This is a genomic window from Rhodanobacter caeni (assembly GCF_039523575.1).
Classification (GTDB): Bacteria; Pseudomonadota; Gammaproteobacteria; order Xanthomonadales; family Rhodanobacteraceae; genus Rhodanobacter; species Rhodanobacter caeni.
In genome coordinates, this window is the sequence record NZ_BAAAFO010000002.1 from 377,273 (window position 1) to 397,077 (window position 19,805).

Below are 19,805 nucleotides of genomic sequence, written 5' to 3' on the forward strand. Positions count from 1 at the left end.
ACCCCAGCCTTCGCTGGGGTGACGGGTTGGAGTTTTCCGGGCAGCGTTGCGATTGAAAATGTTCATCAATGATTCTCCAGCCCGGCAGCGTGGGCGCGCGACTCGCGGCGCTCCGCCAGGGCGTGAATGACGGTGTAGACCAGCGGCGTGTAGATCAGCCCCGACAAGGTCACGCCGAGCATGTCCGAGGCCACGGCGACACCCACGCCGGCGATCCTGCGTACGGTTTTCATCCCTGGTTCTCCAGCGCCGGCAGCGCGTGCGCCGCGGCGCGTTCGGCCGCGCGGGCCTCGCGACGCTCGACCAGCGCACGAATGACGACATAGAACAGCGGCGTGTAGATCAGCCCGAAGATGGTCACGCCCAGCATGCCGGCGAACACCGCCACGCCCATCGCATGGCGCATCTCGGCGCCCGCACCGCTGGAGGTGACCAGCGGCACCACGCCCATGATGAAGGCGATCGAGGTCATCAGGATCGGGCGCAAGCGCAGCCGGGCCGCCTCCAGCACCGCCTCGTGGCGGGGCACGCCTTCCAGCTGCAGTTCGCGGGCGAACTCCACGATCAGGATCGCGTTCTTGCACGCCAGGCCCACCAGCACGATCAGGCCGATCTGGGTGAAGATGTTGTTGTCGCCGCCCGACAGCCACACGCCGGCGATCGCGGACAAGAGCACCATCGGCACGATCAGGATCACCGCCAGCGGCAGCGACCAGCTTTCGTACAGCGACGACAGCACCAGGAACACCAGTAGCACGCACAGCGGGAACACCAAGATCGCGGTGTTGCCAGCCAGGATCTGCTGGTAGGTCAGTTCGGTCCACTCGAAGCTGAGGCCGTTGGGCAGGTTGTCCTTGGCCAGCTTTTCCATCGCCGCCTGTGCCTGGCCGGAGCTGAAGCCCGGCGCCGGGCCGCCGTTGATTTCGGCAGTCGGGTAACCGTTGTAGTGCTGCACGCGGTCCGGGCCCGCACCCTGATGCACGGTGACGAACGAACCCAGCGGCACCATCTGGCCCTGCGCGTTGCGCGTCTTCAGCTGCAGGATGTCCTGCGGCGTGTGGCGGAACGCGGGGTCGGCCGAGACATTGACCTGGTAGGTGCGGCCGAAGCGGTTGAAGTCGTTGACGTAGAGCGAGCCCATGTACGCCTGCATGGTCTGGTACACGTCACCCAGGTTCACGCCCTCGGCCTTGGCCTTCTCGCGGTTCACGTCGGCGTCCACCTGCGGCACGCTGACCTGGAAGCTGGAGAACAGCCCCGCCAGCGCCGGGTCCTTGCGGCTGGCGGCGATCAGGTTCTGCGTCTGCTTGTACAGCTCGTCGAAGCCGCGGTCGCTGCGGTCCTCGATCTGCATGCGGAAGCCGCCGATCGTGCCCAGCCCCATCACTGGCGGCGGCGGGAACACGGCGATGTAGGCATCCTGGATCGCGCCGAATTTCTGGTTCAGCGCACCGGCGATGGCACCGGCGGAAAGATCCGCGCTCTCGCGATCCTCGAACGGCTTCAGCGTGACGAACACGATGCCGGAGTTGGTGGAGTTGGTGAAACCGTTGATCGACAGGCCGGGGAAGGCCACGGCGTGTTCCACGCCCGGCTGCTTCAGCGCGATCGCGCTCATGCGCTGGATCACGTCCTCGGAGCGATCGAGCGAGGCCGCGTCGGGCAGCTGCGCGAACGCCACCAGGTACTGCTTGTCCTGGCCCGGCACGAAGCCGGTCGGCACGTGCGAGAAGCCGAACCAGGTCAGCGCGATCAGGCCGGCATAGATCGCCAGCGCCAGCTTGCCCTTGCCGACGACGCGCTTGACGCCGCCCACGTAGCGCTCCGAACCGCGGTGGAACATGCGGTTGAACGGGCGGAACAGCCAGCCGAACGCCCGGTCGATGCCGCGGGTGAGGCGATCCTTCGGCGCGTCGTGCGGCTTCAGCAGCACGGCGGCCAGCGCCGGGCTCAGGGTCAGCGAGTTGAAAGCGGAGATCACCGTGGAGATCGCGATGGTCAGCGCGAACTGGCGGTAGAACTGGCCGGTGAGGCCGCTGACGAAGGCGGTCGGGATGAACACCGCGCACAGCACCAGCGCGGTGGCCACGATCGGGCCGGTAACCTCGCGCATCGCCTTGCGCGTGGCGTCCTTTGGCGATTCGCCCAGCTCGATGTGCCGCTCGACGTTTTCCACCACCACGATCGCGTCATCGACCACGATGCCGATGGCCAGCACCAGGCCGAACAGGGAGAGCGCGTTGAGCGAGAAACCGGCCAGGTACATCACCGCGAACGTGCCGATCAGCGACACCGGCACCGCCACCAGCGGGATGATCGAGGCGCGCCAGGTCTGCAGGAACAGGATCACCACCAGCACCACCAGCAGGATTGCCTCCAGCAGCGTATGCGCCACCGCCTCGATCGAACCGCGCACGAACACGGTCGGATCGTAGACGATCGAGTAATCCACCCCTTGCGGGAAATCCTTCTTCAGCTCGGCCATGGTGGCGCGCACTTCGTCGGAAATCTGGATCGCGTTGGAGCCGGGCCGCGCAAAGATCGGCATGGCCACCGCCGGCTTGTTGTCGAGCAGGCTGCGCAGCGCGTAGTTGTTCGAGCCCAGGTCCACCTTCGCCACGTCGCTGAGATGGATCACGCCACCGTTCGCATCGGTGCGCACGATGATGTTGCGGAAGTCGTCCTCGCTGACCAGCCGGCCGCGCGTGTTGATGTTGAGCTGAAACGCATTGTTGCTGGGCCCGGGCGGCGCATTCAGCGCGCCGGCGGCGACCTGCACGTTCTGCTCGCGGATGGCGTTGATCACGTCGCCGGTGGTGAGCGAACGCTGCGCCAGCTTCTGCGGGTCCAGCCACACGCGCATCGAGTACTCGCCGGCACCGAAGATCTGCACGTCGCCAATGCCGTTGAGCCGGCCCAGCACGTCTTTCACGTGCAGCCGCGCGTAGTTCGACAGGTACAGCATGTCGTAACGCTGGTCGGGCGAGATCAGGTGCACGACCATGGTGAGGTCGGGCGAGCTTTTCTGCGTGGTCACGCCGAGCCGCTGCACTTCCTCGGGCAATTTCGGCAGCGCCTGCGCCACGCGGTTCTGCACGTCGACCTGGGCGTTGTTGAGATCGGTGCCCAGCGCGAACGTCACGGTGAGCGTGAGCGCACCGTCGCTGGTGGCCTGCGACGAGGTGTACAGCATGCCCTCGGCGCCGTTGATCTGTTCCTCCAGCGGCGTGGCGACGGTCTGCGCGATCACCTTGGGGTTGGCGCCGGGATAGCTGGCGTGCACCACCACGGTGGGCGGCACCACTTCCGGGTACTCGCTGATCGGCAGCTGGAACACCGCGATGGAGCCGCAGATCACGAACAGCAGCGACAGCACCGCGGCCATGATCGGCCGGTCGACGAAGAATTGGGCGATGTTTTTCATGCAAAGGGTCCTCGCGAGGCTTCTGCGAAGCCTCGGTTTTCTTGGCTCGTCATCCCGGCGAAAGCCGGGATCCAGTGCCGTTGCACTTTGGAAATCCGAGTCGCTGGATCCCGGCTTTCGCCGGGATGACGGCTAGGTAGCTGGTTGCCTGTGCGGCGTTGCCACCCCAGGGGCTGTCCTCAGCCCTGCGGGTCGTGTGCCTTCGCAGGCTTGACCTGCGCGGTACGCGAATCCGTGTCGACATTCGCGTCGCCGCGCTCGACCAGCGCCTTGTCGGCCGGGTCGAGCCGGTAGCTCATCGCCACCTTCTGCGGGTTCACCTCGGCGCCGGGGCGCACGCGCTGCAGGCCGTTCACCACCACCAGGTCGCTGGGCTTCACGCCGCTTTCGATCACGCGCAGCCCATGCACCAGCGCGCCGGTTTCCACCTTGCGGTATTGCACCTTGTGGTCCTTGTCGACCACGTAGACGAACTGGTTGCCCAGGTCGGTGCCGATGGCGCGGTCATCCACCAGCACGCGCGACTTCACCTGGCCGCTCTGCAGCTGCACGCGGGCGTACAGGCCAGGCGTGTACAGGCCGTCGGCGTTGTCGAACACGGCGCGCAGGCGCATCGTGCCCGAGCCGGTGTGCAACTGGTTGTCCACGAAATCGAGGCGGCCCTCATGCGGGTAACCCGTCTCATCGGCCAGGCCCATCGTCGCTTCGATGCGGGCGCTGCGGCCGGCCTGTTTCGCGTCGGCGCGCAGATGATCGAGCTTCAGCCAGGTGTGCTCGTCCACGTCGAAGTAGACGTAGACGGGGTTCACCGAGACCACGCTGGTGAGCACGTCGCTGCTGGTGACCAGGTTGCCGGGCGTGACGCGGGCGTTGCTGACGCGGCCGTCGATCGGCGAACGCACCTTGGTGAAATCCAGGTTCAAGCGGGCGGCGGCCAGCGCGGCGGTGGCGGCGCCGAGCTGGGCGCGCGCGCTTTGCGCGGCGGTCTCCTGGCGGTCGGCCTCCTGCTTGGCGATCGCGTGCTGGGCCAGCAGCATGGTGGCGCGTTGCTGGTTGGTCTCGGCCAGGCTCAGCTCGGCGCGGGCCTGCGCCTGGTTGGCGGCCAGGCGATCCACCTCGGCCTGGTAGGGGCGGGCGTCGAGCTGGAACAGTACGTCGCCCTTGTGCACCAGGGCGCCTTCCTGGAAATGCACCGACTCCACGAAGCCGCCCACGCGTGGCTGCACCTGCACCGTGTTGACCGCCTCCAGCCGGCCGGTGAACTCGGCGCTGTCGCTGACCTTGCGGCTCAGCGCCTGCGCCACGGTGACTTCCGGCGGCGGCGCGCCCACGGCGGTTTGCGCCTGGCTGTCATCGCCGTGCAACACCATCCAGCTGCCCAGCACGGTGACCGCGATCAGGGGAAGGATCATCCATTGCTTTTTCATCTTGCGCTCCCAAACACCTTGTTGGCCGGGCAGGGGGCACCGGCGAGGGTCGAGAGAATAGGTGTACCTGACGGTATAGAAAATCCACTTTTCGCGCATTACACTCGTGATCCGCAGTCACGAATCGACGGGGAATGGCACCGATGGAAGACTTTTCAGCAATTTCGACCTTCGTCCGCGTGGTCGAGGCCGGCAGTTTCGCCGCCGCCGCCAACCAGCTGGGCATGACCCCCTCGGGCGTCAGCCGCGCCGTCTCCCGGCTGGAGGCCCAGCTCGGCGCGCGACTGTTGTTTCGCTCCACCCGCTCGTTGCGGTTGACGGATGATGGAGCCTCGTTCCACGCGCGTTGCCGGGAGATCCTGGCCGATCTGGCCGAGGCCACCGAGGCGCTGAACTTCGCCAACAGCAAGCCCACCGGCAAGTTGCGGGTGGGCATTTCGTTGTCGGTGGGCCGCGCCGCGGTAATCCCGCGGCTCACCGAATTCGAGCAGCGCTACCCCGACATCCGGCTGGAGCTGTCGATGAGCGATTCGCCCACGGACCTCAACGGCGAAGGGCTGGATTGCGCCATCCGCGTGGGCCAGCTGGAGGATTCCAGCCTGATCGCGCGCAAGATCGGCTACCTCAGCAACGTGGTGTGCGCCTCGCCCGAGTACCTGCGCAAGTACGGCGCGCCGCGCAGCATCGAGGATCTGAAGGCTCACCGCTGCATCAACTACGTCTACCCCAACGGCCGCCCGCGGCAGTGGCAGTTCGACACGCCGGGCGGGCAGCTGAGCGTGGACATCGACGCGCACATGCTGATCAACGACGGCGAATCGGTACTGCAGGCGGTAGCCGCCGGACTGGGCATCACCCAGGTGCCGCGCATGCTGGCCGCCTGCATGCTGGAAAAAGGCATGCTGGAGCTGGTGATGACCGACACCCGCTCCACCGGCAAGCCGGTGTGGATCGTCTACCCGCAGAAAAAGCACCTGTCGGCCCGCGTGCAGGCCTTCATCGAATGGGTGCGCGAGCTGTTCGACCGCACCAACCAGTGCACCGTCACCGCGCCTCGCGCCGCGGCAAAACCGGCGAACCCTGCGGCGGCGCCCGCAAAAAAGGCGCCGTTGGCCGAAGTGGCCTAGGCCGCCGTGGCCGGCCCGGCCTCAGGCGCCGGCCGGCACCAGCAGCAACAGCGCCACGCCGAACGCGATGCGGTAGATCGCGAACGGCGTGAACGTGTGCGTGCGGATGTAGCCCAGCAGCCACTTCACCGCCACGAACGCCACGATCGCCGAGACCACGAAACCCACCGCCAAGGCGGTCCAGTCCTCGTGCGCTGCGCCGCCGTCCTTCACCACCTTCAGCAACTCGTAGCCGCTCGCTGCATACATCGTGGGGATGCCCACCAGGAACGCGAACTCGGTCGCCGCCGCGCGGTTGCTGGTACCAAACAGCATCGCCGCGAAAATCGTCGACGCCGAGCGCGACAGGCCCGGAAAAATGCCCGCGATCATCTGCGCGATACCCACCAGGATGGCCACCTTCCAGGTCACCTCGGTGCGCTCGGGCTGGCGCGCGGCCAGCCGCTCGGCAGCGATCATCCACACGCCGCCGATCACCAGCGCCCACGCCACCGGCGTCACCGTCTCGGGCAAGGTAAAGCCCATCTTCACCGCGATGAAACCCAGCACCGCGGTAATGAGAAAGGCCACCGCCAGCTTGAACAGGTAATCGCGGTTCGCCGCATCGTGCCACTGCGTCAGCAGCTGCCAGATGCGCCGCCAGTAGATCAACGTCACCGCCAGGATCGCGCCGGCCTGGATGCCGATGTTGAACAGGTCCGAGCGCGCCCCCAGTCCGAACTTCTCGACAATCAGCAAATGGCCCGTGCTCGAAATGGGCAGGAACTCGGTAACGCCCTCGATGATGCCGAGCAGGATGACGCGGATCAGGTCGCTCAAGAACAGGTACTCCACGGGCTGGCGCAAGAGCGCATAGCTTACGTGGATTGCCTGCAATTCATCTCGGCATGCGCGACAGGCGTTTACCGCTTCTTCGGGGACGGACCTTCCGCCGGGAATGCTTGCCGATGGCTCCAGGGAAGATCGCCCTGCGGTGCCTGCGGCGGTCGGCAAAAGTCCACTGCCGCGCTATGCGGTGGCCGCCGCGGACACAGCGGTTGACCATGCGGCGCACGGCAATGGTCGTTGCATGCGGAAATGGGGCAAGTGCGACGTCTTCGTCCCGGCTTTCGCTTTGTTGCGGTCGTCCAGTATCGTGCGGCTGGACAGGGGGGAATTTGCGATGAACAAGCGTGGACTTGGTGTGCGCGGCGGTGGCGTGCTGGCGCTTTTTTTCCTGGCATGGGCGGCCATGCCTTCCGCTTTTGCGCAGGACGACATCACCAGGCAGCTGATCAATGATCCCAATACCGCGTGGACGGTGTACGGGCCCCAGACGAGCAGGAAGATCAAGGACCGGAAGGTCCAGGGGGGCCGGGCGCTCGAGGTCAGTGTTGCCGCGCCGGGTGGCAACCCGTGGGACACTGCTGCGCAGGTGCCTATCACCGGCAGCATTTCCAGGGGCGATCGCATCCTGGCCGCGGCCTGGCTGAAGGCCACCACCGCCGACGGTGCACCGGCGAAGCTGGCCATGCGCATCCAGATCGACAGCCCTCCGTACGATGCGGTGGCCGAAAAGCTGCAGAGCGTGGGGGATGGCTGGCAGCTGCACTCCGTGGAAACCGTCGCCACGCGCGATTACGCCAAGGGCACCTGCACCCTGGTGGTGCACCTGGGGTCGGCCAGGCAGGTGGTCGACCTGGGCCCGGCCTTCGTCCTCAACCGGGGTGCCGCGCCTTAGCGCGTGAACGACCTGGCCGACTCGGCTTTTTGCGCCGCCATGCGCGGTTGAGTCGATGGTGCCGAACGCGGCCTCTTATTGGCCGGTCTTTGCAGCCCCGGCGCCTTCGCTGACCGTGATGTCCGAGCTGCCCTGGCTCTGATAGCCCTCGGTCGCCATCACCTGGTAATCGGGAGTGCCCAGCTTCAGGCCCTTGCTGGCCCAGAACTTGACGTGGTTGGCGAAGGTGATGGTGCCGGAAATGGCGCCGAAGCCCTTCTTGGGCGTGCGCACGCTGAAGTACTGGTAGAAGGTCTGGGTGCCGTCGATGGACGGCTGCTGCACGCGCTGGCAGCGGCGCACGTTGTAGGTGGCGCCGTCGCTCTGGAAGCTGCCGTAGTCGGTGCCGCCTTCGCAGTTGGCCGGGTTGTACGAACCGTAGCTTTCGATCACGTAGTACTCGATCAGCGGGTGCCGGGTCCAGCCGTAGAGCGCCAGGTAGGAGTTCTGGCTGTCATCCACGCCGAAGGTGCCCGAGTAATGCACGACGCGGTCGATGCTGCCGGTTTTCCAGCCCTTGCCGCCGACCCAGTTGTTGGTGCTCTTGGTCCAGTGGGAGGTGTAGCGGCCGCCAGGCTTCAGGCCGAACGAGGCGTCGCCGGAATCCTTCCAGAACGAGTAGTAGAACCCGTCGTGCGTTCCCGTCGCATTCGATGTGAGGGTTTGCGCGCCCGCACCCAGTGCTAGCCCGATCCCGATCAGCCCGGTCAGGGCGCTCTTGCCGATATGGGGTCTTTTCATTGTTCGTACTCCGCAATTCATCAACAGGGGCGGCGTGCACTTCGCAGGCCGTACTTCCCGATAGGTGCAGCCAGCGAGGGTCTGATGGTGCGTTGGGGTCGCCGTGACGACCTGTACCCGGATCGTACTTGATGCCTGCGGCGAAACACCCTGCCTGCGGCCGCCGAGTGGCGGCGGCGCCCGGGAACGACCTATGCCCGCGACATCGAAGCCGGTTCCCGCCCAGGCTGCTCGCCATGGGTTCGCTGATAGACGCCCTCCATGACCAGGATGTACGTGGCGCCGCCGTCGAACGAGCTTTCGAGCGTCATTTGGTAGGTGTCGTCATTGAGGAACGTGTACGCGTGGCGGCTTTGCCCGCGCGGCGACGTGCGGATGAAGGTGAGGGTGTGGCCGTCCCATGTTCCCCTGGCCGGTTCCCGGGGCATGAAGCCGAGGCTGTCGAACCAGAACAGGGCGTAGTCCGGCTCATTGGCTTGCCGGATGTAGACGGCGTGCGCCTGTAGCCAGGTTTTGCCGTCACGTTCGGCCTGGTAGTCCTGCACGAAAGCTTTGCCGCCAAGTGCTTCGCGGCAGGCCACCCGTGCCTGTGCCGGTCCGCCAGCGCCCCATTGGGATGGCTGGATCGTTTCCTTGCCGCACCAGTCGCCAAGGAGTCGGTGCAGCGGGTTCGAGCTTGCGTCCGACATGGCCTGCATCCATGGTGGGGGAACGTTCTGGCATCCGGAGCGCGCGCGATGTCACCCGGCCGGCGCGTCCGCTGTCGCGAACCGGGCCGCGGCGCTCAGCACGGCCATGATGGAGGCGGTGGCCATGTTCGGATGCACGCCGACGCCAAAGCGCGAGCCGGGCATGTCGGACCTTGCCATTTCCACCACGGCCAGCGCCGAGGCATCCGCGCCCGTGCCAAGGCTGCGCTCCTCGTAACTGTCGATGCGAAGCGGCATCGACAGCGCGGCCACCGTGGCGGCGATCGGACCGTTGCCGGTCGCCTGGTAGGTCTGCGTCGCGCCGTCGGATTCAGCCAGTTCCAGCGCGATACCCTGGCCCTCGGGTGAATCGAACAGATGATGGGAACGGTAGATGAAGCCGGATTGTTCCCTCGATGGGGCGAGATACGTGCGCTCGAAGATTTCCCAGATCTGCGCGCTGCTCAGTTCGGCCTCGCTGGCGTCGGCCAGGGCCTGCACGATGGCGCTGAATTCGACCTGCATGCGGCGCGGCATCACGATGCCGTGGTCGCGCTGCAGCAGGTAACTGATGCCGCCTTTGCCCGATTGGCTGTTGACCCGCACGATGCTGTCGTAGGTGCGGCCCAGGTCCTTCGGGTCGATCGGCAGGTAGGGCACGCGCCAGGGCGCGTCATCCTTCTGCGCCGCGAAGCCCTTGGCGATGGCGTCCTGGTGCGAGCCGGAGAACGCGGTGAACACCAGGTCGCCCACGTACGGATGGCGCGGGTGGATCGGCAAGGCGGTGCTTTCCTCGGCGATGCGGGCGACGGCCGCGATGTCGGAGAAATCCAGCCCCGGATGGACGCCCTGGGTGTAGAGGTTCAGCGCCAGGGTCACCACGTCCACGTTGCCGCTGCGCTCGCCGTTGCCGAACAGGCAGCCTTCCACGCGCTGCGCGCCGGCCATCATCGCCAGCTCGGCGCAGGCGACGCCGGTGCCGCGGTCGTTGTGCGGGTGCACCGAAAGCACGATGTGCTCGCGTCGGTCCAGCCGGCGATGCATCCACTCGATCTGGTCGGCGAAGACGTTGGGCGTGGCCACCTCGACGGTGGTGGGCAGGTTGATGATCATCGGCCGCTGCGGCCCGGCATCCCACGCCCTGATCGCCGCGTTGCACACCGCCAGCGACACCTCCAGCTCTGCCATGCAGAAGGTTTCGGGCGAATACTGCAGCACCCATTCGGTCTGCGGCTGCTGCGCCGTGAGCATCTTGAGGTAGCCGACGCGCTGCTCCACCATCTCGACGATCTGCGGCACGCTCATGCCGAACACGATCTCGCGCCAGGCCGGCGCGATGGCGTTGTACAGATGCACGATGGCGCGCCGCGCGCCCTGCACGCTGCGCACGGTGGTTTCGATCAGGTCCTCGCGCAGTTGCGTGATGACCATGGGCGTGACGTCATCGGGAATCAGGCCGTCGTCGACCAGATGCCGCACGATCTGGAAATCGGTGGTCGATGCGGAGGGAAAGCCCACCTCGATTTCCTTGAACCCGATGCGCACCAGCTCGCGAAACAGGCGCAGCTTGCGCTCGCGGTTCATCGGCTCGAACAGCGCCTGGTTGCCATCGCGCAAATCGGTGGAAAGCCAGACCGGCGGCCGGGTCAGCGTGCGCGAAGGCCATTGCCGATCCGGCAGGTCGATGGCCGGGAACGGACGATAGCGGGTGCCGGGGTTTGCCAACATGAGGTGCCTCGAACAAGGTGATTGCGGACCCGCTGTGCCGACGCATGCGCCAGTGTCGGGATCGGCGGATCGGCGGGCGGCAGCGGCGCCTGCGCCGCTCTGCGCGGAACGGTTTACCCCCGGGAATATAGGCTTGTTCGACCGGGCCATCCATAAAATAATGGACAACCGCTATAGCGAAATGGACACCCGCCGCCAATGGGATTTGCCTCGCCGCGAGAGGGCAGCCGGGCGCTGGACCTGAGCGCCCACGAGTGCTCCGAATGGCCGGTGACGGGCGTTGCCGAAAGCTATCCGGCCGGACACGTGGTGCCCTCGCACCATCACGGCCGGGCCCATCTGCTGTACGCCACCGAGGGCGTCATGCGGGTGCAGGCATCCAGCGGTCAATGGCTGGTGCCACCGACCGCGGCGGTGTGGCTGCGGCCGAACGTGGAGCATCGCCTGGTGATGCACACGCCGGTGCGCGTTTACGGCATTTTCGTGGGCGCGGACGCGGCCGCCGGCCTGTCTCTCATGGATGGCGTGCTGCACGTTTCGGCGCTGCTGAAAACCCTGATCGCCGAACTGGCACAGCCGATCGCCGGCCGCTGCGATTCACGGCGCGAGGCGCTGCTGTCGGCGCTGTTCCTGGAAGAGCTCGGTGGCCAGCGCCCGCTGCCGTTCCACCTGCCGTGGCCGGTCGACGGCACCGTGCAGCAGGTGTGCGAGGCCCTGGTCAATGATCCCGCGCACGGCTTTTCCGCCGACGATTGGGCGGCGTCGCTGGCCATGAGCGCCAAGACCTTTCATCGCCACTTCCGCAAAGGCACCGGCATGACCTTCGGCCGCTGGCGCCAGCAACTGCGGTTGATGTCGTCCATCACCACGCTGCTCGGTGGCGCGCCCATCACCCAGGTGGCGCTGGACAGCGGCTATGAAAGCCACAGCGCGTATGCGGCAGCGTTCAAGAAACATTTCGGCACGCCGCCTTCGAGGTTTCTCTCCACGGCCTACCGCGCGTAACCGCGCCACACCCACTCCAGCGCCGCCGGCAGCGTCTGCTCGCGCACCTTGCGCTCGCAATGGCCGGAGTTGCGCGCGAACACGTACTGGTACGCGTAACCCTTGTCCTTCAGCACGGTGGCCATGCGGTGGTTGGCGGCGACCCAGTCGTGCATGCCATCGCGCATGACGTTGGGGTTGAACAGGTCGCGGTCGCCGACGTCCATCCACAGTCTGATGGGCTTCGTTGCGCTGGTCGCGATCAGGCCCTCGCCGCCGTGGTAGCCCCACGCGCCGTCGGGCGTTTGCGGGTTGAACGGCCACTGCTGGTTCACGAACGTGCCCGAGTAGCTGATCACCCGGCGATACCACTGCGGGTGATACCAGGCCATGGTGAAGGCGGCCGCGGCACCGGAGCTGCAGCCCATGGCGGCGCGGCCGTCCGGGTCGTTCGTCAGCGTGACGCGGTAGCGTTGCTCCACCTGCGGCAGCACCTCGGCCTGGATGAACTCGGCGAACTTGCCCGAGAGCGTGTCGTACTCGAGCCCGCGCTCGCTGCCCTGCGCATCGCCGCCGCCGTTCTGGATCATCACCGCGATCATCACCGGCACGCGCTTCTTGGCGATGAGATTGTCGAGCACGTGCGGCAACATCAGGTCGGGTGAGCCGAACGCCGGTCCGTCATGCGTGACGATGAACGGCGCCGCGGTGCCGCGCCGGTACTGCTGCGGAATGTAGACGGTGATGGTGCGCCGGTATGGCGCGGCGTGGGTGGCGACGATCAGGGTTTTCGGATTCGCCGGATCGACGCTGCCGAACACGTCGCGGCCGATGCCCGGATAGAACGTGCTGTCCTTCGAATCCATCACGAACTGCTGCACGGTCCCTTGCGGCACACCCGGGCGCACCGCAAGTTCCAGCGCCGGCACGTAGTCGGGGCCGATCACGAAATTGCCGTTCGCATCCACCGGCGCGTTGGCGCCGCGGCCCTCGACCACCGTGAAAGGCGGTGCGCCGGGCGCGTCGTACAGGCGGATCGGTGGTGGCGCGGGCGCGGCATCGACGGCATTCGCGGCCATGGGACAGAGCATGGCGAACAGGGCGCCGACGGCAATGGCACGGACGAAGCTTGGCGTTCTCATGAATTCCTCATCGCTACGTTGCGGCTGGCAAGGATCCTGCGCTGCGCCTCCTTGGGGAGGCGCTGATTTTTGCTCGTCATCCCAGCGAAAGCTGGGATCCAGTGCCTTCAAGGGATTGCGAGGCGCTAGATCCCAGCTTTCGCTGGGATGACGGCTTGTTCAGACTGTGCTTGGGGGCTTTCAACAGATAGGCGCGGCGGCTCAGCCTTGTTCCATGTAGCCCAGCCCGGCCATCCAGCGCTGGAGCAACTCGGGCCAGATGCTCAGCAAGGGCTCGTGCTGGCCCAGGCCGCTGCCGTGTTTGCCGGCACGGAACACGTGCAGCTCGGCCGGCACATGCTGCCGGTGAAGGGCAAGGTAGTAGGCGACGCTGTTTTCCGGCGACACCAGCGTGTCCGCATCGGTGACATAGATGAAGGCCGGCGGCGTGTCCGCGGTGACCTGGGTCTCGTTCGACAAGTCGTGCACCAGCGACGCCGGCGGATGCGTGCCGATCAGGTGTTCGCGCGAATCGAGATGGGTGAAGCGCTCATCCATGGTGATGACCGGATACGCCAGGATCGTGAAGTCCGGCCGCGCGGAAGCCTGCCCCACGGCGTCGTTCAACAGCGCCGTTTTCGGGTCGTAGTGGGTGGAGACGGTGGCGGCCACATGGCCGCCGGCGGAGAAGCCCATGATGCCGATGTGCCGCGGGTCGAGCCCGTAGCTGCCGGCGTGCTCGCGCACCCAGCGCACCGCGCGCCGGCCGTCGTCGATCGGCTGCGGGTAGTGGTGCCCGTCGCCGTGGCGGTACTGCAGCACGAAGGCCGCCACGTGATGCTGGTTGAACCACTGCGCGACGAGCACGCCCTCCCAGTCCAGCGCCAGCGCGTGATAGGCGCCGCCGGGGCAGATCACCACCGCCGTCCTGGTGGGATTGGAGGCGGGGATATAAGCCGTCAGAGCCGGCAATGCCCCCTGCCGCGCGCCATCGGGCAGCGCGCCGCCTGGCCACAACGGCACCGCCGTGCCCGTCGCGTGGGCGGCCGTGGCGACCGTGAGCAACGCAAGCAAAGCCAGGCAAAGCGACGGAAGGCGCATGGACGAAGATCTCCTTGAAGGCCGAAAAAAAGCATAGCAGCGGCCGCCGCCGAGGCCCGCAGGCGGCGGCCAACGAAACCATCGCCCCGCCGCCCAAAAAAAAGGGAGGCGGCCAGTCGTGCGACCAACCTGCCTCCTGCGGGAAAGCTCATGCCGCGATGGCCAAGCTCCTATCGCGCCGGCTGGTTGCCCTCGACCAGTGCGTTGGCGGCGTTGGCCAGGTAGATGTAATACGCGCCCAGGTCGGTGACGTATTCGTTCTCGCCCCAGAAAAACGGCCAGTTTTCCTTGTTCTCCGGAAAATCGGGCTTCACGATCAGCACGCCGGGCACCACGCCGCCGGCGATGAAGCTGAAGTCGGCACGGTTGTGACCGTAGGCCACTTCCTTCGATCGCGCGCCGACGGCCGAGACGAACGACAGGTTGGAGCCGGGATGGGTGCCGTAGAGGTAATCCAGCCCGCGGAACACGCCCTTGCCGTCGATGATGTCCGGGAACGCCTTGTGCAGCGCGTAGTCGGTGATGCCCAGCCGCACGATGGCGCCATTGCCGGCCCAGCCGCCTTCGGTGATCGGCACGCCGTAGGGGTTGGCCTGGCTGATCGATGCGCGCTGTTTCGCATAGGCGCGGACGGCCGTTTCGAGTTGGCTGCGGTAGGCGGCCGGCATGTGTGGCAGGGCGCGCACGGCTTCGGTGGCGGTGAACACGAAGTGCTCGGCAATCCACGGCCACAGCGCGGTGATGCGGGCGGCGTATTTCTGGTCGCCGGTGCTGATCAGCAGCTCGACCGCCGCGCTGAACTCCTCGGCCTGCAGCGGGCCGCCGGTGGTGTTGCCGTGACGGTACAGATCCGGTGCGTGCGACTGCTCCTGCGCCCACACCTTCTGCGCGATGGCCAGCGATTTCTTCGCCAGCGCCGGATCCATCTCGTGCAGGGCGCGCGAGGCGGCGGCCAGCGCCGCGATCGAGCCGTAGTTGAGCGCGCTCGATTTGCTGGTGAACGCCCAGCGGTCGTCCGGCGCGCCGCTGCGGTCGCCCTTGACCTCGCCCTCCTTCAGCGACGGATCGTAGACCAGGCCATCGGTCTTGGTGACCGCATCGCCCAGGTGGCGGTACTGCACCAGGTCCGGCTCGACGATGCCGTGGATGGCGTGGCCGACCGCATCGAACTGGGCCACCAGCTGCACGGTGCCATGCTTGATCTGCTGCAGGATGTCGGGCACGCCGTCAGGGCGATGCATGTCGACGCGGCGGGTGGCCCAGTCGACGCTGGTGGTGTCGCGCTCGGGATGGAAATCCTCCCAGGCATGCACCAGCGTGCGCACGATCGCGTACTGCGTCTGCGTGCGGATGTCGTAGTCGCCCGCATCCAGCCAGCCGCCCACGTTCAGGCCGGGAATGTGCTCGCCAGGCTTGAACGCGGTATCGGTGGTGGGGCCCTGGGCGTAGAGATCGAAATGCTCGTGGTTGACCGGCGCCTGCCGCGCGTCGTCGCGGTGCGGGTCGCCATGCCAGACGCGATAGGCCTCGGTCACCCGCATGTGGTCCATCTGCTGGGGCAGGTAGATGTCCAGCGTGGGATGCCAGGCGGAAGCGTAGATGTCGTTCGCAATGCGGAACGGCGCCGTGCGCTGGCCGTCGTATTCGATGACGTAGAGGCCGGGCGCCGTCACGCTGCTGAAATCGAAGCGGGCGTAGCCGTAGCGCAGGTACTTGCCCCAGGGCTTGGGCGCGGCGCTGAACGCGGTGGTTTCCTTGCCGTCGGACGCAATGCGCAGCAGGCGCGCCTGGCCGTTCAGCCTCGCCTGCGGGTCATGTTCCAGCACCGCGACCTTCTGCTCGGCGGGCGCATAGCCCACCTGCGAATGGCCGATCACCGTGGGGCGCACCCAATGCGGGTCGGCGCTGCCGGACAACGTCCATTGCAGCACCGTGCCGGTCTTGCCGGCCGGGATCATCTGGCGCAGCACGAACCAGCCGTTCTGCGCCTGGTTGCGTCCGTCGTAGAAGCTCATCGTGCCGTTGGCCGAGGCGATGGTCACCCGCTGCTGCGGGTCGTCCGGCGCCAGCACGAAACGCTGGCCGCTGGCCATCGGCAGCGGCTCGGCGCGCTCGCCCTTGGCGGGCTGCGTCATGTTGCTGGCCGGATAAAGCGGAAACGGATGCGCCACGTCGTCGGCGAAATAGCTGTGGTGGAAATACGCCGCGGGCAGGAACTCCAGGTTGAATCCGGCCTTGCCATCCAGCGTCGCGGGCAGCGGCTTGTCCAGGATCACGCTGATGACGACCTTGTCGCCATCCTTGCGCGCGTTGATGCGGTAGTCGAACTTGTAGTCGGGATACGACAGATGCGTGTCGATCGTGCCCTTGGCCTGGTCGACCTTGCGGCTCACCAGCGCGCCGATCGGGTCCCACTGGTCGGGCGTGGCCGACAGCCGGATGTCGCCATTGGTCGCGGTGCGCTGGTCGTGGTGGATGATCTCCACGCCGCTCATCTTGGCGTCGCTGAACAGCCCGTCGTACCAGTTGCTGTACACCAGTACGTCGAAACCGCGCGACGCGAAGTAGCCCTTGTCGTTCAGGGTCAGGGTTTGGCCGTCCGTTTTCGCAGGCTGTGCGATGGCAGGCGACAGGGTCAAGGCGCCTAGTACGCTGGCCGTCAGCAACGCCAGGCGCGCGCGACGGATCAAGGTGGATCGATGGATGGGCATACGGTGTCCCCCGGAATGTTAGCGGTAACCGTAGCAGTGATAGGAGCGGTTCGGAAGAGGTCGAACGCCGCGGAATTTGGTGCGCTGCACCGAACATCACGCGTCGGCGCCGGCACCCTTGCCGGTGGCACGGAACGGAAACAGCTGCTGCTTCACGAAGCCGTCGGGCATGTAGTCGCCGACCACGCCGTAGCGTTCGGGAAACTGGTTCTTCGATTTCACCGCGGTGCCGAACAGGTAATCGAGGAAGGCGTAGTGCGCGGCGTAGTTGCGGTCGATCGCCTCGTCGTCGGAGGCGTGATGCCAGTGGTGGAAATCCGGCGTCACCACCAGGTACTTCAGCGGCCCCCACGGCAGGTGCACGTTGGCGTGGTTGAACACCGCCTGGAAACCCACGATCAGGATGTAGCCGTTCATCACGGCCTCGGAAAAACCGAGGATGTACAGCGGCGCCAGCACGCACACGCGGGTGAAGATCAGCTCCAGCATGTGCTGGCGCGAGCCGGCCAGCCAGTCCATCGTCTTCACGCTGTGGTGCACCGCGTGGAAGCGCCACAGGAACGGCACCTCGTGGTACGCGCGGTGCGTCCAGTACTGCGCCAGGTCGGCCACCAGCACGCACAACAGCAACTGCGGCAGGAACGGAATGTGCTGCACGGCCTGCTGGAAATCGCTGCTGACCAGCCAGCCGAACATGTGGTGCAGCAGGAAGTTCACCGTCAACAGCGCCAGCCCCACGATGAAATGGTTCACCGCGAAATGCTTCAGGTCGGTTTGCCATTCCTTGCGGAAAATCGCCTGGCCCCTGTACAGCGGAAAAAGCTTCTCGATCACCACGAAGATCAGCGTGGAGCCGAGCAGGTCCAGGATGAACCAGTCCAGCCCGATGTAGGGCGTGTGGTCGGGAAATTCGCCCACCGGCACCCGCGAGCCGCCCAGTGCCACCGCGGCGATCACCAGCACGAAGGCCATGATGTTGAGATTGCGCTGGCGACCCAGGATCACGTTGCCCAGCGACATGCCGCCGGCCACCAGCAACCCCGCCAGCAACACCTGGCGCAGCACGTCGACGGAATACTTGTGCCGCAGGTCCGGTGTGGTCAGGTATTGCGGAAAGTGGAAGGCCAGCACGGCCAGCAGGCACAGGAAGCCCAGCGACAACGCGATCACCCCGCTGATCTTGCCCAGTCCCGGCTTCAGCTCGCCGTCGCGATGCAGCAGTTCGCGCGTCTCTGCCACCGGTTGCACGACGCGGCCCATCGCGTCGCGGGCGGCATCGCGCTTCGAAGACTTCCCCATGGTGATCCCTCACTGAAGGCGCCAGCTGGCGTCGGCGCATGGTAATCGATGCGCGGCCAGCAGGTTCCGGTTGCCGGCGGCGGCAGCGCGCATGTGTCCTGGACGGCCATTTCCATGCGACGATTGGCGGGTACCTGTCGCGCCACCCGCTTCATCTCACCGCCGATCCAGGACGTGGGTGCTCTCCACCGGGAGCGCGCGCCAACGTCGTGTTTTGCCTGCAGAGAGCTGGAGGGAGGGCTTGCCGCCATGCATTTGCGGCCGCGAAACCGACCGATACGCGACTGCACATCCAACGTACCAAGCATCGGGAGACGTCAACGTGGCGCAAACAGAGCACGAGTTGGCCAGTGCCAGGATCGGACTGAAAGAGAAGATCGGCTACGGCATTGGCGATGTCGGCTTCAACTTCTACTGGGCCAACATCTCCGCGTTCCTGCTGATCTTTTATACCGACACCATGGGCCTGCCCGCCGCCGCGGTCGGCACCATGATCCTGATCACCAAGATCATCGATGCGTTTACCGACCCGGCGATGGGCGCGGTGGCCGATCGCACCAAGTCGCGCTTTGGCAAGTTCCGCCCCTACCTGCTGTTTGCCGCTGTGCCGATGGCGGCTGCCGGCGTACTGACCTACACCACGCCCGACCTGAGCGAGGGCGGCAAGCTGATCTGGGCCTACGGCACCTATTCGCTGATGATGCTGATGTACACCATCCTCAGCACGCCTTATTCCGCGCTGTCCGGCGTCATCACCGCCAACAGCCAGGACCGCACCACGCTGATCAGCTTCCGCTTCATTGCCGCCTTCACCGGCACCACCCTGGTGAACTATTTCACCCTGGACATGGTGCATTGGTTTGGCCAGGGCGATGACAAGCTCGGCTGGCAGTTGACCATGGCGGCGTACGGCGTGCTTGCGGCGATCATGTTCATGACGGTGTTCTTCACCACGCGCGAGCGCATCTCGCCGCCGCGAGAGCAGCGGTCCGCGGTGATCGGCGACATCCGGGACCTGCTGGACAACCGTCCCTGGCTGGTGCTCTTCGCGCTGGCGCTGATCATCATGACCACGATCGTGATGCGCGCCGGCGCCTCGGTCTATTACATGAAGTACTACGTGGGGCAGGCGGACCTGACCGGCGCCTTCCTGGCCACGTACTCCATCGCACTGGCCATCGGCGCCGCCAGCACGCCGCTGATGACCCGCTTCATCGACAAGAAGCAACTGATGATGCTGCTGATGGCGGCCGTCGGCGTGCTCAGTTGCGTGATGGTGTTCGTGCCGAAAAATGCGGTGTGGCTGATGTTCGGCATCAATACCCTAATCGGCTTCTTCCTCGGGCCCAAGTCGCCGCTGGCGTTCTCGATGTTTGCCGACACGGCCGACTACACCGAGTGGAAAACCGGCCGCCGCGCCACCGCGATGACATTTGCCGCCGCCACCTTCTCGCAGAAGCTGGGCGGTGCGATCGCCTCGGCCGCCATTGCGTGGATGCTGGCGGCGATGGGCTACGTGGCCAACGAGGCCCAGTCGGGCGCGTCGCAGCTGGGCATCGTGCTGCTGCTGACCGTCATCCCCGGCGTCATCGCGCTCATTGCCGCGTTCACCATGCGCTTCTACACGCTCGACAACGCCACGCTGGCGCGCGTGCAGACCGAATTGCTGGCGCGCAAATCCAAGGTTTGACCCA

General features: G+C 66.2%; 15 protein-coding genes. 4 read left to right on the plus strand and 11 right to left on the minus strand.

What is annotated here, in order from left to right; all coding sequences use genetic code 11:
* Window positions 1-65: 65 nt before the first annotated feature.
* The 3 genes from ABD017_RS06180 to ABD017_RS06190 form a co-directional block, all read right to left on the minus strand.
* Window positions 66-233: a hypothetical protein gene (locus tag ABD017_RS06180; protein ID WP_343881249.1), complete on the minus strand. Its 168-nt coding sequence runs from the start codon at window positions 231-233 to the stop codon at window positions 66-68.
* The gene (locus ABD017_RS06185) at window positions 230-3,424 is read right to left on the minus strand and encodes an efflux RND transporter permease subunit (protein WP_343881251.1); all 3,195 of its coding nucleotides are present in this window, start codon (window positions 3,422-3,424) and stop codon (window positions 230-232) included. Before ABD017_RS06185 ends, ABD017_RS06180 begins: the two co-directional genes overlap by 4 nt.
* A gap of 179 nt (window positions 3,425-3,603) precedes the next feature.
* Window positions 3,604-4,851 (minus strand): efflux RND transporter periplasmic adaptor subunit, encoded by a 1,248-nt coding sequence (locus tag ABD017_RS06190; RefSeq protein ID WP_343881253.1) that lies wholly within the window; start codon window positions 4,849-4,851, stop codon window positions 3,604-3,606.
* Window positions 4,852-4,994: 143 nt separating this feature from the next.
* Between ABD017_RS06190 and ABD017_RS06195 the strand changes: the two genes are divergently transcribed.
* Window positions 4,995-5,978, plus strand: a complete 984-nt coding sequence (locus tag ABD017_RS06195; protein WP_343881255.1) for a LysR family transcriptional regulator — start codon at window positions 4,995-4,997, stop codon at window positions 5,976-5,978.
* A 21-nt stretch (window positions 5,979-5,999) separates the two neighbouring features.
* Here ABD017_RS06195 and ABD017_RS06200 read toward each other — a convergent pair whose 3' ends face one another.
* Entirely contained in the window at window positions 6,000-6,797 is a 798-nt protein-coding gene (locus tag ABD017_RS06200) for an undecaprenyl-diphosphate phosphatase (protein ID WP_343881257.1), read from the minus strand.
* 118 nt (window positions 6,798-6,915) lie between these two features.
* Between ABD017_RS06200 and ABD017_RS06205 the strand changes: the two genes are divergently transcribed.
* Window positions 6,916-7,698, plus strand: a complete 783-nt coding sequence (locus tag ABD017_RS06205; protein ID WP_343881259.1) for a carbohydrate binding domain-containing protein — start codon at window positions 6,916-6,918, stop codon at window positions 7,696-7,698.
* A gap of 75 nt (window positions 7,699-7,773) precedes the next feature.
* On the opposite strand, the gene ABD017_RS06210 is transcribed toward ABD017_RS06205, so the two are convergent.
* From ABD017_RS06210 to ABD017_RS06220, 3 genes are all read right to left on the minus strand, one after another.
* Window positions 7,774-8,478: a glycoside hydrolase family 11 protein gene (locus tag ABD017_RS06210; RefSeq protein ID WP_343881261.1), complete on the minus strand. Its 705-nt coding sequence runs from the start codon at window positions 8,476-8,478 to the stop codon at window positions 7,774-7,776.
* Window positions 8,479-8,669: 191 nt separating this feature from the next.
* On the minus strand, window positions 8,670-9,167 hold the full coding sequence (locus tag ABD017_RS06215) for a DUF1579 family protein (RefSeq protein ID WP_343881263.1): 498 nt from the start codon (window positions 9,165-9,167) through the stop codon (window positions 8,670-8,672).
* 51 nt (window positions 9,168-9,218) lie between these two features.
* The gene (locus ABD017_RS06220; RefSeq protein WP_343881265.1) at window positions 9,219-10,895 is read right to left on the minus strand and encodes a 2-isopropylmalate synthase; all 1,677 of its coding nucleotides are present in this window, start codon (window positions 10,893-10,895) and stop codon (window positions 9,219-9,221) included.
* Between the two features lie 198 nt (window positions 10,896-11,093).
* On the opposite strand from ABD017_RS06220, the gene ABD017_RS06225 reads away from it, so the two are divergent.
* A complete protein-coding gene (locus ABD017_RS06225) occupies window positions 11,094-11,900 on the plus strand; it encodes an AraC family transcriptional regulator (RefSeq protein ID WP_343881267.1) in 807 nt (268 codons plus the stop codon).
* Here ABD017_RS06225 and ABD017_RS06230 read toward each other — a convergent pair.
* The 4 genes from ABD017_RS06230 to ABD017_RS06245 form a co-directional block, all read right to left on the minus strand.
* A complete protein-coding gene (locus ABD017_RS06230) occupies window positions 11,888-13,021 on the minus strand; it encodes an alpha/beta hydrolase (protein WP_343881269.1) in 1,134 nt (377 codons plus the stop codon). The two genes, ABD017_RS06225 and ABD017_RS06230, sit on opposite strands and share 13 nt — an antisense overlap.
* 201 nt (window positions 13,022-13,222) lie before the next feature.
* Window positions 13,223-14,101, minus strand: a complete 879-nt coding sequence (locus ABD017_RS06235) for an alpha/beta hydrolase (protein WP_343881271.1) — start codon at window positions 14,099-14,101, stop codon at window positions 13,223-13,225.
* A gap of 170 nt (window positions 14,102-14,271) precedes the next feature.
* The gene (locus ABD017_RS06240) at window positions 14,272-16,812 is read right to left on the minus strand and encodes a glycoside hydrolase family 9 protein (RefSeq protein WP_343881273.1); all 2,541 of its coding nucleotides are present in this window, start codon (window positions 16,810-16,812) and stop codon (window positions 14,272-14,274) included.
* A 96-nt stretch (window positions 16,813-16,908) separates the two neighbouring features.
* Window positions 16,909-18,111, minus strand: a complete 1,203-nt coding sequence (locus ABD017_RS06245; RefSeq protein WP_343881275.1) for a sterol desaturase family protein — start codon at window positions 18,109-18,111, stop codon at window positions 16,909-16,911.
* A gap of 322 nt (window positions 18,112-18,433) precedes the next feature.
* On the opposite strand from ABD017_RS06245, the gene ABD017_RS06250 reads away from it, so the two are divergent.
* Window positions 18,434-19,801 (plus strand): MFS transporter, encoded by a 1,368-nt coding sequence (locus ABD017_RS06250; RefSeq protein WP_343881277.1) that lies wholly within the window; start codon window positions 18,434-18,436, stop codon window positions 19,799-19,801.
* Window positions 19,802-19,805: the final 4 nt, after the last annotated feature.